The 16263-nt window shown below is 38.9% G+C and carries 15 protein-coding genes and 1 riboswitch; of the genes, 5 read left to right on the top strand and 10 right to left on the bottom strand.

What is annotated here, in order from left to right; all coding sequences use genetic code 11:
• Positions 1 to 4: 4 nt before the first annotated feature.
• The 5 genes from mle to FA727_RS14570 all read right to left on the bottom strand — a co-directional run bounded on the left by mle (position 5) and on the right by FA727_RS14570 (position 3336).
• Positions 5 to 859 carry an alpha/beta fold macrolide esterase gene (gene mle, locus FA727_RS14550; RefSeq protein WP_136832055.1) on the bottom strand — a complete coding sequence of 285 codons (855 nt, stop codon included), beginning with the start codon at positions 857 to 859 and terminating at the stop codon, positions 5 to 7.
• 30 nt (positions 860 to 889) lie between these two features.
• Complete coding sequence (locus FA727_RS14555) at positions 890 to 1795, bottom strand: macrolide 2'-phosphotransferase (protein ID WP_136832057.1); 906 nt, start codon at positions 1793 to 1795, stop codon at positions 890 to 892.
• Positions 1796 to 1809: 14 nt separating this feature from the next.
• The gene (locus FA727_RS14560; protein ID WP_136832059.1) at positions 1810 to 2400 is read right to left on the bottom strand and encodes a TetR/AcrR family transcriptional regulator; all 591 of its coding nucleotides are present in this window, start codon (positions 2398 to 2400) and stop codon (positions 1810 to 1812) included.
• Between the two features lie 94 nt (positions 2401 to 2494).
• A complete protein-coding gene (locus FA727_RS14565) occupies positions 2495 to 3004 on the bottom strand; it encodes a hypothetical protein (RefSeq protein ID WP_246041901.1) in 510 nt (169 codons plus the stop codon).
• A complete protein-coding gene (locus FA727_RS14570; protein WP_136832063.1) occupies positions 3001 to 3336 on the bottom strand; it encodes a hypothetical protein in 336 nt (111 codons plus the stop codon). Before FA727_RS14570 ends, FA727_RS14565 begins: the two co-directional genes overlap by 4 nt.
• A gap of 271 nt (positions 3337 to 3607) precedes the next feature.
• Between FA727_RS14570 and FA727_RS14575 the strand changes: the two genes are divergently transcribed.
• From FA727_RS14575 to katG, 5 genes are all read left to right on the top strand, one after another.
• Positions 3608 to 4705, top strand: coding sequence for an amino acid ABC transporter substrate-binding protein (locus FA727_RS14575; RefSeq protein ID WP_136832065.1), 1098 nt, complete (start codon positions 3608 to 3610; stop codon positions 4703 to 4705).
• Between the two features lie 260 nt (positions 4706 to 4965).
• Entirely contained in the window at positions 4966 to 6132 is a 1167-nt protein-coding gene (locus FA727_RS14580) for an amino acid ABC transporter permease (RefSeq protein ID WP_136832067.1), read from the top strand.
• A gap of 10 nt (positions 6133 to 6142) precedes the next feature.
• Positions 6143 to 7345, top strand: coding sequence for an amino acid ABC transporter permease (locus tag FA727_RS14585; RefSeq protein WP_136832069.1), 1203 nt, complete (start codon positions 6143 to 6145; stop codon positions 7343 to 7345).
• Between the two features lie 70 nt (positions 7346 to 7415).
• Positions 7416 to 8138 carry an amino acid ABC transporter ATP-binding protein gene (locus FA727_RS14590; RefSeq protein WP_170972170.1) on the top strand — a complete coding sequence of 241 codons (723 nt, stop codon included), beginning with the start codon at positions 7416 to 7418 and terminating at the stop codon, positions 8136 to 8138.
• A 519-nt stretch (positions 8139 to 8657) separates the two neighbouring features.
• The gene (gene katG / locus FA727_RS14595) at positions 8658 to 10859 is read left to right on the top strand and encodes a catalase/peroxidase HPI (protein ID WP_136832071.1); all 2202 of its coding nucleotides are present in this window, start codon (positions 8658 to 8660) and stop codon (positions 10857 to 10859) included.
• A 406-nt stretch (positions 10860 to 11265) separates the two neighbouring features.
• On the opposite strand, the gene FA727_RS14600 is transcribed toward katG, so the two are convergent.
• The 5 genes from FA727_RS14600 to FA727_RS14620 form a co-directional block, all read right to left on the bottom strand.
• Positions 11266 to 11901, bottom strand: coding sequence for a hypothetical protein (locus tag FA727_RS14600; RefSeq protein ID WP_136832073.1), 636 nt, complete (start codon positions 11899 to 11901; stop codon positions 11266 to 11268).
• 224 nt (positions 11902 to 12125) lie between these two features.
• Entirely contained in the window at positions 12126 to 13727 is a 1602-nt protein-coding gene (locus FA727_RS14605) for an ABC transporter permease (RefSeq protein WP_136832075.1), read from the bottom strand.
• Positions 13727 to 14635 (bottom strand): ABC transporter ATP-binding protein, encoded by a 909-nt coding sequence (locus tag FA727_RS14610; RefSeq protein WP_136832077.1) that lies wholly within the window; start codon positions 14633 to 14635, stop codon positions 13727 to 13729. Before FA727_RS14610 ends, FA727_RS14605 begins: the two co-directional genes overlap by 1 nt.
• 12 nt (positions 14636 to 14647) lie before the next feature.
• A complete protein-coding gene (locus tag FA727_RS14615) occupies positions 14648 to 15268 on the bottom strand; it encodes a TetR/AcrR family transcriptional regulator (RefSeq protein WP_136832079.1) in 621 nt (206 codons plus the stop codon).
• Between the two features lie 307 nt (positions 15269 to 15575).
• Positions 15576 to 15721, bottom strand: a riboswitch (cyclic di-AMP (ydaO/yuaA leader).
• Between the two features lie 123 nt (positions 15722 to 15844).
• Positions 15845 to 16246, bottom strand: coding sequence for a transcriptional regulator (locus FA727_RS14620; RefSeq protein WP_136832081.1), 402 nt, complete (start codon positions 16244 to 16246; stop codon positions 15845 to 15847).
• Positions 16247 to 16263 lie beyond the last annotated feature (17 nt).

Raw genomic sequence — 16263 nt, forward strand, 5'->3', positions numbered from 1 at the left:
TGATTTAATTTTTAATTATTTCTGTATGCTCAACAATCGCAGCTATGATTGTATCCCAATCCTCATAATGAAGCTCATGCCCAACTCCTTCAAGAGTTAATAGTTTCGCATCAGGAATTTCTTTTGCAAGGGCTACTCCATGATCATAAGGGAGGACTGGATCTTCCGTTCCATGAATTACCAATGTAGGAGCCGTGATCTCATTTATTTTTCCAACATACTCCTCTCCGCCTTGCACGAGAGCATGGTTAAATTGACTCTGCAGATTATTTGCTCGATGGTAATCCATTTTTGCGAGAGTGTAAATCCGCTTCTCATCAAAATCATGCTTTGAACCATGTAGAAGTCTCCAGCTCTCAACCGTATATTCTACGACAGACTCTTGGTCATTCCAGTCTAATGAATTTGCCGTAGAATGAAATTCTCGTATTTTAGGATCCATTGTTGGCAGTTCTGACCGATGCGGCCCAATCATTGATGTGGCAATCATTGTCGTTGTTAAGACTCTATCAGGATATCTTAACGACAGGATTTGTGCTAACATTCCTCCCAGAGACATCCCAACAATATGGGCAGCTTTGAGGTGATAAGCATCAAGAATTCCGGCAGCATCATCCACCATATCAACGAGTGAATAACCTATTTTTCCTTGTTCATACACGGTAGATTTTCCAACATCTCGATTGTCATAGCGGATCACGAATCTTCCTTTTCCAGCTAACCTATCACAAAACTCTTCATCCCACCAGATCATGGAGCTCTTCGCTCCCATCATTAATAAAACAGCTGGTTCTCTAGGATTTCCAAAGGTTTCTGTACAAATCTCAACATCGTTGATCGAGATCATCTTTTCACTCATTCCTGAATCCCTCCAAAAACTCCCCTGTACTCAATCGTTCACCTGCAACGCTTGCTTAGCCATTTGCATATACTCATCACTACCAGAAATCATTGCAAATTCTGCAATCCCCACTGGATAGGCCGCCTCTAATTCAATAATATGCTCTTTCATTTTTGGCCACGCATTCCCACCTGCTTCGCTATAAGCCTTAATGAGCTTATCGAGGCCCTCTTCGCCGAAAGTCTTATAAAGCACTACAAAATCTGTCGCCACATCGGTTACCTTCGTTTCCGTCCAATCAATTAAGCCGGTTACGTTTCGAGCATCATCAATTAGGATATGCCCTGCATGTACATCACCATGAATTAGACCTGTTTTTTTCGGCCACATTTCATCATTTCCGAGCCATGCTTGCCATCGAGTCCACAGTTCCTCACCAACACCAACTTTTTCTTTTACAGCAGCCATTCGTACTTTCATTGACTGTCTTGCTTCTTCAGGAGTATGAACTGTTAGACCTGCCTCGATTGCCTTCTCCTTTGGAACACGATGCAATGCTACTAACGCATTTGCAAGTGTCACGTAAAAACAATCCGGCACATTGTTCAGATCAAGCTCCCATACATAATTCTGGATCTCATGATCAATCGTACCTGCTGGAACCCCAACTAGTTTCTTATAGGCAATCAATTCATTTGTATAGATAGTCCAGTTCGGTGCTTGAAAAGCTGCTACATTTTCGTTCACTAAGTCTAAAGCTTTCTTCTCATCCTTCGTTCGAGGCATAACATCCTCACGTCTTGGGATGCGAAGAACCCATTCATTCCCTTCCACATCCACTGCAAATACAACCTGAAAATCTAGTCCTGATTCATTAAATACTAAAGTATCTTCCTTTAAATCCAACCCATTTTTTGCGGCAAGTTCCATAACTTCTTGTATCGTTTTACTCATATCCTTCATCACTCCTAAATTGTAAGTTCATTTGCTAGAGCGTTAAAAAGAATGTTCTGCACTTTAGGGTAAATCTCTTCACCAATATCCTTTTTATGAATAATCATCGCCAAGCAAGCTCGAATGCTACCCGCAATTACTTCAATATCCTCATCTATTAATTGTTTCTTATTCTTCTCGATAAATTCCAATATAGGAACAATACTTCTCAACGTCTTTGTTGCCGAATACTCAGGTCCTAACTTGCGGGAAACTAAGTTGTATTCTTCCAGATTGGTAATTAGTCTTTGTGTTAAGATATTAGACTCCAACGCAGCAGACATTTCCTGTAGATACACCTTAATGGCTTCACGTATTTTCTTTGCCTTTTCTACCCTTGGCCAAATTCTTTTTTCTATGTCTTCTCCTTCTAAAACTAATAAATCAAAGTAAAGTTTTTCTTTTGACTCAAAGAAAACATAGAAACTACTTTTAGCAATCGATACTGCAGAAGTAATTTCTTCAATCGATGTATTTTTTAATCCCTTTGCAATAAAACACTGATGTGCAGCCTTTAACATATCTTGCTTAATACTTTCCTTTTCTATATCCGTAAACTTTGGCATGAACTTCCACCTCTTTATAAAACATAAAAACAGTTTGTTAATTTGTTTTTATAATAGTAAAAACGAATCCATTTGTCAAGGAAACGTTCTATACTTAATTCACCAAATACTCCGTCCAATTCTTAGAGAAATCTGCGAACCAGATAATCCCCATAAATATGATCCATAATAGTAAAGGTAATGCCAAACTTAACAAAGCCTGACTCCATTTGTGACTGCCTTTCTTTTTTACCCAAAACCTATCTACGACAAAATATATAATAGAAGCAAGCAGACTAACCCAAAGCAAGATCGAGCCAAAAAGCAAATGAAAAATCGCTGAAACATAGATTTCTAGTTTCTTAAGCTTCCCTCTCAAAATCAAACCAGCAAGAAAATCACTTATAATAGAAGTTACAGTTGCATATACCAAAATAATAGGAAAACTATACATAAGATAAACCGGTATCATGGAAACAACGCCCCACATATACTCTCGCATTGTGTCAGCATCTTCACCTACGAAACTAGGAAAAACAAACCCACATAGTATTGCAAATACGGAACCTGCTATTGAAGCAGAAATGATTTTTCTTGATATTAATGAAGAAATCGTATCGTTCATATCCATCCCCCAATATCCTTACTAAAATTTTTCATTTCAATGAAATCTTCTTCTCTAATTTCACTTTTTGTAGGGTCTAAAAGTGATTGAAATTGAGCAAATAATGCTTGAATCTCTGCGTGTTCATTGATGATCGCAATGCTCTTTTTATACTCTGTTTCATCTTTATACCTCGAGATTTCTACCCATTTTGTATCATCCTCGTTGCTTTTAAAATACATAGTGTGGATCTGTAAATATCTACTATATATTTCAAATGCTTGTTCCTGTATTTGAAGGTACTCTTCTACTTTGTCTGGACGTATATGGTATTGATACATTTTCATAAACATACTCTCACCTCATTTTTCCAATATTTTCTTAATTATAGCATGCTTGCTTCAACTGGCATCTCAAATAACAACTTGTCAGATTATCTTACGTGAATTTTCTGAATTTTATAAAAACATCATTGAATCAATTAAAAAAATAGGTATAATTAGTAACATAATATGTTATATAAATTGACATTTCTGAAATATCAGATTGACGATGTCATTTATCGTAACATACATATTAAAAAAGGTATCCCTCATTGGATACCAAAAATAAAGGGGGAAAAGAATGAAGAAGAAGTCATCGTTATGGGTATTTAGCTTGTTATTGTTTTTTGTCTTGGCATTAGTTGGGTGTACAAAGGATGAGGAAGCTGGAACAGAGAAGAAAGATGATTCGACTACTGACACGACCGCAACTGATACTGCATCCGCCACTTCTGTTATGGACACAGTGTTAAGTAGAGGAAAATTAGTTGCAGGGATTAATGATGCCTTACCTGGTTTTGGTTATGTTGGAACAGATGGAAAAAACGCTGGTTTCGATATTGATTTTGCAAAAGCAATCGCAGCTGGTGTCCTTGGGGATGCAGAGGCTGTAGAATATCGCCCATTATCCGCTCAGGAACGTTTTACTGCCGTGCAAACGGGAGAAGTCGACGTGTTAGTGAGAAATACAACATGGACAACCAACCGCGATTCCGAAGTAGGATTAAATTTTGCCCCAGTTACGTTCTATGATGGTCAGGGTATCATGGTGCCAGCTGATAGCGGCATTAATAGTTTAGAAGATTTAGAAGGAACTCGCATCGGGGTTGAAACTGGTACAACTACTGAGTTGAACCTAGCCGACCAAATGCGTGCACGTGGAATTAATTTTGAAGCCGTAGTATTTGATAGTGCCGACGCTGTTGTTGCTGCCTATGAAGCTGGCAGTATTGATGCATGGACAACTGACAAATCAGGTTTAGTATCACGCCAATCCATTATGGCTGACCCTTCTGCACACAAAATCTTAGCTGAAACAATCTCAAAAGAACCTTTAGCCCCAGCTGTTAAAGGTGGAGATGATAAATGGTTCGACGCAGTCACTTGGATTGTGTTCGCGACGATTCAAGCGGAAGAGTTCGGCATCACTTCAGAAAATGTAGATGACTTCTTAGATGACGAGAACCCAGATATCAAACGTTTGCTTGGAACTGAAGGAAATCTTGGAGAACAGCTTGGATTACCAGCTGATTTCGGCTACCAAGTGATCAAGCAAGTTGGAAACTATGGAGAAATCTATGATCGCCACCTAGGTCCTGATACAGTCTTCAAGCTTGAGCGTGGACTGAATGCTCTGTATACAAATGGCGGGTTATTGTACGCTGCTCCATTCCGTTAACATCGAAAAGCGCAACCGCCTTGGTCATCGTCGTACAAACTGGAAGGGCATCGACTGAGATATAGGAAATCCGATGAGCGTTAGCGAAACGAGATTGACTTATCGTAGGGAGGTGACCTGAAGTTTGCTAGACGATAGGCGGATTGAGCTAGACAACTCTCAAAGTTAAATTTACTTTCTGTATCCTAAAGTAAAAGGTCTGCTTTTGGGAGGCTTCTTCTCAACAGCAGACCTATTTTTTAAAAAAGAGGTGACCAAACTTGAAGAAAGCTATTACAACACCTTTTTGGCGTGATAAAAGGATTGTCCCTATCCTCTTACAAGTTCTGTTTTCAGCGTTGGTGTTGATTGCGGGATATTATTTTATTACAAATGCTATTTCAGGGCTTCAACAAATTGGCATTAAATTAGGATTTGATTTTTTAAAGAACACAGCTGGATTTACCATATCTGAATCGATGATTGATTTTCAACCAACCGATACTTATGGGAAGGCCCTTCTTGTTGGAATATTAAATACATTGCGGATTGCCTTTTTCGGAATCATCCTTACAAGCATCATTGGATTGTTTGTTGGAATCGCAAAGCTATCTAATAACTGGCTTTTAAGTAAGTTGGCAACCGTTTATATCGAATTATTTCGTAACACCCCTCTCCTTGTACAAATTTTCATTTGGTTTTTTGCGGTCTTCCTTCCACTTCCAAAAATTCAAGAGGCAGTAACATTAGGTCCCGTCTATTTATCTAATCGCGGGATTGCCATTCCTTGGTTTGAAACACATTCAAACACCGTTTTTTGGATCGTTACAATTGTATTGGGGCTCATTCTTGCTTATCTATTATCGAAGGTTCTTTTGAAAATGGAAATGGAATCTGGAAAAAGGAGATATCCTTTTATTTCGGCAATTGGTCTATTTGCCGCAATCGTTATTTTCTCCATCATTTTCACAGGAACTGGCCTTATTACCATTCATACCCCTGCAGTAGAAGGACGAGGCTTTGTCGGGGGCTACACTTTATCCCCTGGATATTCGGCCATCTTAGTTGGTCTTGTGATTTATACGTCTACCTATATCGCTGAAATTATTCGTGCAGGAATCTTGGGTGTTCCAAAGGGTCAAATTGAAGCAGCCAAAGCTTTAGGCTTAAAAAATTCAACAACATTACGCTTAGTTATTTTCCCACAGGCGATTCGGATCATCATCCCTCCTTTAACAAGCCAATACTTGAACTTAGTGAAAAATTCAAGCTTGGCGGTAGCAGTAGGTTTTCAGGACATTGTTAGTGTAGGTGGAACGGTAATGAACCAAACAGGAAGAGCTGTGGAATCCATCGTGATGATGATTGCTTTCTATTTAATATTTAGTTTAATCACTTCAGGTCTGATGAATCTCTTCAATCGAAAAGTCCAGTTGGTGGAAAGGTAGGTGATGAGAGATGGAAGAGATTAGTTTTGAAACGAATAAGGAGCCTGACATTTTGTTACCTCCTAAAACACAATCAAAAGCCCTGAGATGGATGAAGGAAAATCTTTTTAGCGGTTGGTTCAATGCCCTCTTAACAATTGTTTCAGCACTTGTTACAGGATACATCCTTTTTCATTCAATCCAATTCATTTTCACAGAGGATTGGTCAGTCATCGCTGTCAATTTTCGCCTACTCATGATTGGACAATTTCCTGTTGAAGAGGTTTGGCGGATTTGGACAGCGTTTGGACTATTGACTGTTTTACTCGGATTGTCATGGGGTCTCTGGAAAGGTTCGATGGCACACGTTGCGGTCTCCATCTTAGCCATTATGGTAGTCATGCTAGTAATGCCGTTTATTCAAATGAATACGAGGTTGATTCTTGGAGGAAATATCGTTCTTCTGTTCCTCACCTTTTTCATTGGAACAAAATTGCCAAAGTTGAAAGTGCCGGTACTTCTAGTATGGCTACTATTCATCCCGGTCACGATTTTCATCTTAAATGGATTCGGGGTATTTGAACCTGTATCATCGAATATTTGGGGTGGCTTTTTATTAACCATGTTAATCGCAAGTGTTTCGATTATAGTCTCTTTTCCAATCGGCTTGCTATTAGCTCTCGGAAGAAGAAGTACACTCCCAGTTGTAAAATATTTTTGTGTGATTTACATCGAGTTTATTCGTGGCATTCCGCTTATCACCGTTTTATTTATAGGGCAATTAATGATTCCCTTATTTTTAGGAAATGGCATTGAAATAAGCAATGTCATGCGGGCAATGATTGGAATGACCCTCTTCAGCGCCGCCTATTTAGCTGAAAATATTCGTGGTGGGCTGCAGTCGATTCCAAAAGGACAGTATGAAGCAGCTCAAAGCTTAGGTTTGAGCAAAGCCCATATGATGACCTTTGTCATTTTACCACAGGCATTAAAGGCCGTAATTCCGGCTTGTGTCGGTCAATTTATTTCCATCTTTAAGGATACATCCTTAGTCGCCATTGTAGGATTAACCGATCTACTAGGGATGGGACAAAAGCTAGTCGCGAACCCTGAGTTTCTCGGGAAACAGATGGAAGTTTTTCTATTTATCGGGTTCATCTACTTTATCTTCTGTTTTTTAATGGCACATGTGAGTCGTCGCTTAGAAGTGAAACTAGGAGTTGGCGAAAGATAAGGAGGAATAACAGATGGAGAGTCTCTTTGCAGTAGAACGATTGTCCACGCCTCTTGAAGAGCGTGATGACATGATCACGGTAAAAGGGTTAAATAAATGGTTTGGAGATTTGCATGTCCTCAAAAATGTGGATCTTACCGTAAAGCAAGGTGAAGTCGTCGTTATTTTGGGCCCATCTGGCTCTGGAAAGTCGACTTTTATCCGAACACTTAATGCATTAGAAGAATTTCAGACTGGCGAGATTGTTGTTGATGGAATTAGCTTAACAAATGATTTGAAAAATATTGAAGAGATTCGGATGGAAACCGGAATGGTCTTTCAATCTTTTAATCTCTTCCCTCATATGACGATTTTAAAAAATATCTCACTTGCCCCTATTTGGGTTCGTAAATGGAAAAAACAAAGAGCAGAACAAATTGCATTGGAATTATTAGAACGGGTTGGAATTCCTGAGCAAGCTCATAAATTCCCTGGTCAACTGTCAGGTGGTCAGCAGCAACGAGTTGCCATTGCCCGAGCCTTAGCAATGAGACCAAAAATCATGCTGTTCGATGAGCCTACCTCTGCTCTCGATCCAGAAATGGTTAAAGAGGTGCTTGATGTTATGAAGACATTGGCTGAATCTGGGATGACGATGTTAGTTGTCACCCATGAAATGGGATTTGCCCGCCAAGTTGCCGATAGAATTGTTCTATTTGATTACGGCGAAATTATCGAAGAAGGACCTCCTGAACAAATCTTTGATCATCCGCAGCATGATAGAACGAAACTGTTTTTGTCACAGATACTATAGATTCTAGACATTCATAAATACAAATAAAGGCATGCTTTTTCAAATGAGAGAAAGCATGCTTTCTCTCTGCTTACTTAAATTTATGCAAAATCGTTTTCCTTGCCTAATATCATTGATTTTCATTATAATGAGAATGAGAACTGGATTGTACTAGGTAATCTTCTACTAAAATTCAATCATTTTATCCCGTTCCTCATTCTTCAAAATGATTACTAGCCTCTAACACTCACTTTAAAAGTTTGTTTTTGCTAGTCTTTCTAATGGTTCTGGTATTTTCCAGACTTATGTCACTCTCTCACCTTCAAAATTCATAATATTGTGCTTCTTTTATCAACATTTCAAGTTTCCCAAGTGTTAAAATAAAATTATTATCAATTAGACTATATTTCTTTCATTTTTCTTCATTCTTTATTATAATAATTACATATTTATAATAATTATAATTCTAGTTATTTGAGTTTTCTCCAACTAGAAGCGTAATTATTAACTAATAAATGTACACTGAGGAGGAAAAATAATATGGATACTAAAGACATCCAAGGTTGCCCGTTTCATGGTGGTGCGACTAGTGCAAAAACTAGTGGTACGACAAATAAGGACTGGTGGCCAAACGCATTAAACTTAAACATTCTACGTCAGCATGATAAAAAATCTAACCCTATGGGGGAAGACTTCGACTATCTAGAAGAATTTAAGAAACTAGACTACGATGCTCTTAAGCAGGATCTAAAAGACCTAATGAAGGACAGTCAAGATTGGTGGCCAGCTGACTATGGTCATTATGGACCATTCTTTATTCGTATGTCTTGGCATGCTGCAGGTACATACCGTACTGGTGATGGCCGCGGAGGTGGCAACAGTGGTAACCAACGTTTTGCTCCTCTTAATAGCTGGCCAGATAACGCTAGCCTTGATAAAGCACGTCGCCTTCTATGGCCAATCAAACAAAAATATGGTAACAAAATCTCTTGGGCAGACTTACTTGTTTTAGCCGGTACTGTTGCAATTGAAGACATGGGCTTAAAAACTGTTGGTTTTGGAGCAGGTCGCCCAGACGTTTGGCATCCAGAAGAAGATATTTACTGGGGTAAAGAGACAGAATGGTTAGGGGATAATCGTTACACAGGCGAACGTGAACTTGAAAATCCACTTGCTGCCGTTCAAATGGGTCTTATCTATGTAAACCCAGAAGGTCCAAACGGGAAGCAGGATCCAATCGCAGCTGCTCACGACATTCGTGAAACATTCGCACGTATGGGAATGAACGATGAAGAAACTGTTGCCCTTATTGCGGGCGGACATACATTTGGTAAAGCTCACGGTGCTGGAGATGCATCTCAAGTAGGTCCTGAACCAGAAGCTGCTCCTCTTGAAGCACAAGGCTTAGGCTGGGTAAGCTCTCATGGTACTGGTAAAGGCCGTGACACAATCACGAGTGGTCTTGAAGGTTCTTGGACAGCTAACCCTACACAATGGGATAATGGCTACTTTGATTTATTATTCGGATATGAATGGTGGCTAACAAAGAGTCCAGCGGGTGCATATCAATGGCAAGCAGTTGATCCTGCTGAGAAAGACCTTGCACCAGATGCAGAGGACCCATCTGTTAAAGTTCCGACTGTCATGTTTACAACTGACCTTGCATTACGTCATGATCCAGCATACGAAAAAATTTCTCGTCGTTTCCATGAGAATCCAGAAGAGTTTGCAGATGCATTTGCTCGTGCATGGTTCAAATTAACCCACCGCGACATGGGTCCTAAAGCAAGATACTATGGTCCAGAAGTTCCAGAAGAGGACTTCATCTGGCAAGATCCAGTACCAGCTGGTAATTATGATCTAAGTGAAGAAGAAGTAGCTAAGATTAAGACATTAATTCTAGACTCTGAACTTACAATCAGTGAACTTGTGACAACTGCTTGGGCTTCAGCAAGCACATTCCGTGGTTCTGATATGCGTGGAGGAGCTAACGGTTCTCGCATCCGTCTTGAACCACAAAAGAACTGGGAAGTAAATCAGCCAGAGCAACTTGAAAAGGTTCTTGCTGTATTAGAAGGTATTCAAAGTCATTTAGATAACAAAGTTAGCTTGGCTGACTTGATTGTACTTGCTGGTACTGCTGCAGTAGAAAAAGCTGCTAAAGAGGCTGGCTTTGATGTAACAGTTCCATTTGCTCCTGGACGTGGTGATGCTACACAAGAGCAAACAGATGTTGAAAGCTTTGCAGTACTTGAGCCAGTAGCTGATGGTTTCCGTAACTATCAGAAGAAGCAATTTAGTGTAAGCTCAGCAGAATTGCTAATCGACAAGGCACAGCTTCTAGGTCTAACTGCGCCAGAAATGACTGTCCTTATCGGTGGTCTACGTGTTCTTGGTACAAACTACGGTGGTACTGCTCATGGTGTATTCACTGACCGTGTTGGAGCACTTACAAACGATTTCTTCGTTAACTTGCTTGACATGGGTGTAGCTTGGGCCCCTGTAGGTGGAGATGTGTTTGAAGCTCACGATCGTAAGACTGGAAAAGTAGTTCGTACAGCTACTGGTGTTGACCTAGTATTCGGTTCAAACTCCATCCTACGTGCGATTGCCGAAGTTTATGCGCAAGACGACAATAAAGAGAAGTTTGTAAATGACTTCATCGCTGCATGGGTTAAAGTTATGAATGCAGATCGCTTCGACCTTAAACGTCAAGAACTTAAAGAAGGTCAATTAGCATAATAAGATAGATTAAGAGAAACCGCCGCCAGCTTATGAACGGCGGTTTTTCTCTTAAAAATGCTCTGTTATTGTTCATTGTTGACTTTTTGATCTGCGACAGGTGGTGCACCCACTTTAACCGGACAAATTCCGTCTATTTTGAAGTATTAATGGAAATCAGGTGAAATAGGCGGAGATTTTCCGCTAATTGGGTCTAAAAGGCCTTTAAATCTTGAAAAATATATAGCTTAACCGGAAAAATCTCGCTTATTTATAGAAAAACAGGTAAATTTCTTGATTTAGAGGGAATTTTTACGCCTATTTTTCAATGTAATAAATTCAACACCCACCTTTAACGGCGCTTTTTACAAAGAAAATTATATTTCTTATCTACAGAACTCTAACTATGGTCTCCTACTAATCACTCTCAATTTTCTCCGTTATTTATCTGGTCAATCCCAATGACGTATTTGCTCCTTGGTAAATAACGAACTTTATATTTTTCACCCTTGTATACGTCCATTGTAAAATTTGTATTGGTTGAGAAACGTTCCCCATCATTACTTATATACACATAATCTGTTGCTCCCCCATACATCCCAGAGGGAATGATTTCTTGATAATCTTCCAGAACAATGACCTTCTCTTTAGCTCCATATTGCTCGTAATCTTTAGAATCTAATACATCATCACTCCAACCTAGGCCTAAACAAAGTGAAGCAAAACCAAAAAACATAAGAGCAAACAAAGGTGCTATTACTGCCAGTTTCTTTGGTTCTGCTGCCTTTTTAGTAAAAATCAAATAGAAACTTCCAATAAGAGTAATTAGCGCAATAAAGAGAGACAAACCTCCCCAAACTCCAGGGCTAATCACTCTGTTCAAGTGAAAATATATAAATGGTGCTTCTTCTTTATTCCAAAGATTAGAAAATCCCATATCAGAGAATATCAAACTAATTATCGCCCATATCGCAAATAAAGCTACACAAATTAGAAGTGAGTATTTCATTTTTTTAGTAACTTTTATGATATTCTCGTTCTTTTTCTTGAGCCTCTTCCTCATGTCTGTTCCCCCATTTCCGCTAGATAATATGGTATTACGGGAAAACACAAAGAAAAGTTCCATATATTAGCATTCGTTTTTTAATAGAAAGATAGACTAACAGGAAAATAGGCGTGAAAAGTCTAAAAAAATCCCGATTCCATAGAATATTTTCCTACGAAATCAGGATAAAATCACAATCATTGATTACTTCCTCTTTAAAAAGGACGAACTTTTTTACACTATTAATTTGCTATATCCCGCTTCCGGAAGCCGATAAAACTCAAAATCATTAATCCTACCGCAATGACGCTTAAAATGAACAACGGCATAAATGTCGCGTCCTCTATCGGCACTTGCGGAACATGACCAAATGGCGATAGCTGCCCTACCCAATTTGGAAATTGCATCATGTTTCCTAAATAAAGGACGAAGAATGAATAGAGAATATAAATCCAAACCAAAGACGTTTGTTTTGGCAGAAATCCATTAAGGAATGCAGCTAGGCCAATCATAACAAGCATTGCAGGATAATAGACAAATGCTGCACCGAAGAGCATTCCAAAATCCATACCATTCTCCACTACTGCATTCCCAGCAGACCACAACCCAATCGCACTAAGGGAAAGCATAACAAATCCATTTACAACCGATAGTATTAAGTAAGAGCCAAGAAGGCGTGACCTTGATACTGCTCTACCTAATAAATGATCCAGACGCCCTTTCTTCTCCTCACCACGAAGTTTGTTTATCGCCATGATAGGAGGAATGGTTGCGATTAGAGAAATAACGACCATTAATGTTGGAATAAATTGTTCAACTAAAGAAGCCCCTTCAGAGAGTTGCAACATTTGTTGATACATTTCATTCCCCTCAAAAAATGATTCTAAATCTCCGAAAATGGATCCATAAGATGCTCCGAGAACATACATGCCTATTGCCCATGAGATAAAACCTGTCCGCTGTAACCTAAATGCTAGACCAATTGGACTTTGTAACAATCGGGAAGCATTTCTTTTACCCGGCCTAGATGCAATAAAACCCTGTTCCAAGTCACGAATACTATTTAAATAGTTTGCTATGACAAATAATAAAATGGCAACAGCCAGCATTAATACGATGGGTCCCCAATTATTCGATGAGTACACTTCCGCCTTCGTTACCCATCCTAACGGAGAAAGCCACGATAATGCTTCATTACTAAGATCCGTAATAGCCCGAAACAAATAAGCACCAAGCAATATGGCAACCGACCATCCAATTGTACCTCTCGAGCTTTCTGAAAGCTGGGCGAAAACGGCCGTCACACCTGCAAAAACGAGCCCTGTCCCTCCTAATGCCGCACCGTAAAGTAATGAACCTTCTAAGTCCATACTCTCAATTCCAAAGCCAAATAATCCAAACCCGATAACAAGCGTTAACAAGAGAAATGCTCCGCTTGTTACTGCTAATGTGGCATTTAAATACGATAGGCGACCTGACGGTAAAGAACGAATCATTTCAATACGACCATCCTCTTCATCTGCTCTTGTGTGTTTTGTAACAAGCAATATCGCCATTAATCCAGTGATTACTGCCGTCATTAAGAGCATTTCATGGGCTGTCATTGCACCAATCGTATAATTTTCCAAATCACCAGGTCCTAACATAGCAGTCATCGCAGGATTTGCTAGTGTACTAGTGATAGCATCACGATCCTGCTGAGACGGATATAGGCCATCAAAAGTAGGAGGTACGATAAACGTAAAGATCGCCAATCCAATAATCCATAATGGGATTCTTATTCGATCAAGACGGAAAATTAATCTCGTTAACTTGCCAGTGTTAGTGAATGCATTCTGTCCCATTAACGAACACCTCCCACTTCCCTTTCTCCTTTGTTTTCATAATGGCTCATAAATAGATCTTCAAGAGTTGGTGGAGCACTTTCTAGCTTTACAATCCCAAATTGACTAATATGTCTGATGATAATGTCCAATTCTTTCGTATCCACTTGGAAAGACAAGCCTTGTTCTGTTTCTTCTACTTCATGGATTCCTTTCAATTCCGTTAGCGATGCAATCGGTTGTTTCGTTTCAACAAGAATATGTGTACGAGTTAAGTGACGTAACTCATTTAACGTACCAGTTTCGATAATTTGGCCCTGTCGAATGATTCCCACTCTATCACATAATTTTTCCACTTCAGAAAGGATATGACTTGAAAGAAGGACGCTTTTCCCTTCATTCTTGGCCTCCAATACACACTCTTGAAATACTTTTTCCATCAATGGATCAAGTCCTGAAGTTGGTTCATCTAATATATACAAATCCGCATCTGATGAAAATGCAGCAATTAGCGCTACCTTTTGTCTATTTCCTTTCGAATAAGTGCGACATTTCTTCGTAGGATCTAAATCGAATTTTTTTATCAATTCTTCTCTCTTACTTTTATTATTTCCGCCCCTTAATTTAACAAATAAATCGATAACCTCTCCTCCTGTTAAATTCGGCCATAAGTTAACATCGCCTGGTACATAGGCCAATCTTTTATGAATCTCTACTGCATCACTCCAGGCATCTTTGCCAAAGATCTTCACTTCCCCTTCATTCGCCTTCAAAATCCCAAGTAATACTCGTATAGTTGTTGATTTCCCAGCACCATTCGGCCCAATAAAGCCAAAAACCTCGCCACTCCGCACTTCAAAATTAACGCCATCTAAAGCTGTAAACTTTCCAAATTTCTTCTCTAAATTTCTTACTTCCAAGACGCTCATCATGTATCCTCCTTATTTGTAAAAGCTATACTTTAGGATTTTCGAATAACTCTCCCACTCTGTAAGATAATGTTCTCCAACTTCTCCGATTGTGGTTAATTGTTTAAGTGATTTATCCCCAAATCCAAACATCGTCCAATTAAGAATTTCAATCGCCTTTTCAATATCGATGTCCTCACGAAACATAGTGTAATCAATATTCTCGTATATTTTTGCATAGCCCTTGCCATAGATTAATTGAACTCTTTTTTGAATGATATCTTTCACTTCAATCGATTCCTCTTTCATTATCGACAGTAAAAAATCAAACACCTGGGGGAATTTTTTTTGAATCTGCAACTTCTTTAACCCTAATTTCTCAAGCCTATTAAAAATATCGGTTTCATCCAAATCGATTTGGTCATAAATATGCTCGATCACTTGTACACCATATTCAATTAAATACAGATAAAGCTCCTTCTTACTATTAAAATAATTGAATAATGATCCTTTTGAGATCTTAGCTTCTTTGACTATTTCATTTGTGGATGCTTTTTCAAAACCGCTTTGAACAAATTCTTTAATTGCGGCGTTAATAATACGTTCTTGTTTGTCAGGTTTTAAACTTTTAAAAATCGAATTGATGATGACCATCTCCTTTCTATTCTGCTCTGCTCTGAGTGACCATAGTGGTCATTTTAAGATTAACACATGACCAAAGTGGTCAATCAGATTCAACAGGAACTAAGAGATAATCCACATGCATGAGCTACTCACTGTGTCGAACGTTGCAGTCAGGGACAAAGAAAAAACTTTTCTCGCAGCCTCAGTTGTCCCATTCCCTATGCACTATTTCTCTTGCTAGTCTTCCTCCCTTCAATTCCTAAAAAACATATTCGCCCATGAAAAAAAGACCATCACAAATAAGAATGGTCTTGGGATAACCCTTAGACCTTTCCCTCGGATTAACTTGTAACGCTTACGAGGTTAGCTGTCGGATTAGGGATTGAGAGTATCCCCTCTTACTTAGTAAGACTCACCCCAAGATAGATAAATATCTATCGAAAATGGTTCCCCCGCTCAAAATTGATTCAGCGAATAAAAGGTGTTCGGAAATATTTAATTTTGAATTCAACTAAAAAATACTCCCATTTTTTTCTTTTGTCAATAATTTTTTCACCAGAACTTCCCATCCCAAAAACTAGTTTTCGCGACTATAAATCATAATTCTTAGCCTTTCAGTCTTACCATACACTTCACATCTTCTTCTCCTTGATACCATTCGACACAATAACCATTCGGATCAATGTCAGAATAGGAAATAAGCTCGTCAAATGCTTCCGAAATCTTTTGAGGAGCATTTTTATAATTCATGACCGTGATGGATCTGTATTTTCCTTTTTCAATAATAAGAGCTTCACAATTAGAATCTTTCTCTTTTTCAAATTGTTCTGCAGCTGCCTTATAAACTATCACTCCCATCTCTGGTCTTGATAGCCCAAAGTACCTTCTCTCATTTGAATATGGAATCACCTCATGAAGTCTCTCATGAGCCTCCTGAATACCTTCTGGAAAAGATGTTGCAGTTACGTAGACTACTTTAATGTCATTTTCAATAACGAGCGTTTCCAATTTTCCAACCTCCTTGA

This window comes from Robertmurraya kyonggiensis, from assembly GCF_005116465.1.
In the GTDB taxonomy this organism is placed as follows: Bacteria; Bacillota; Bacilli; order Bacillales; family Cytobacillaceae; genus Robertmurraya; species Robertmurraya kyonggiensis.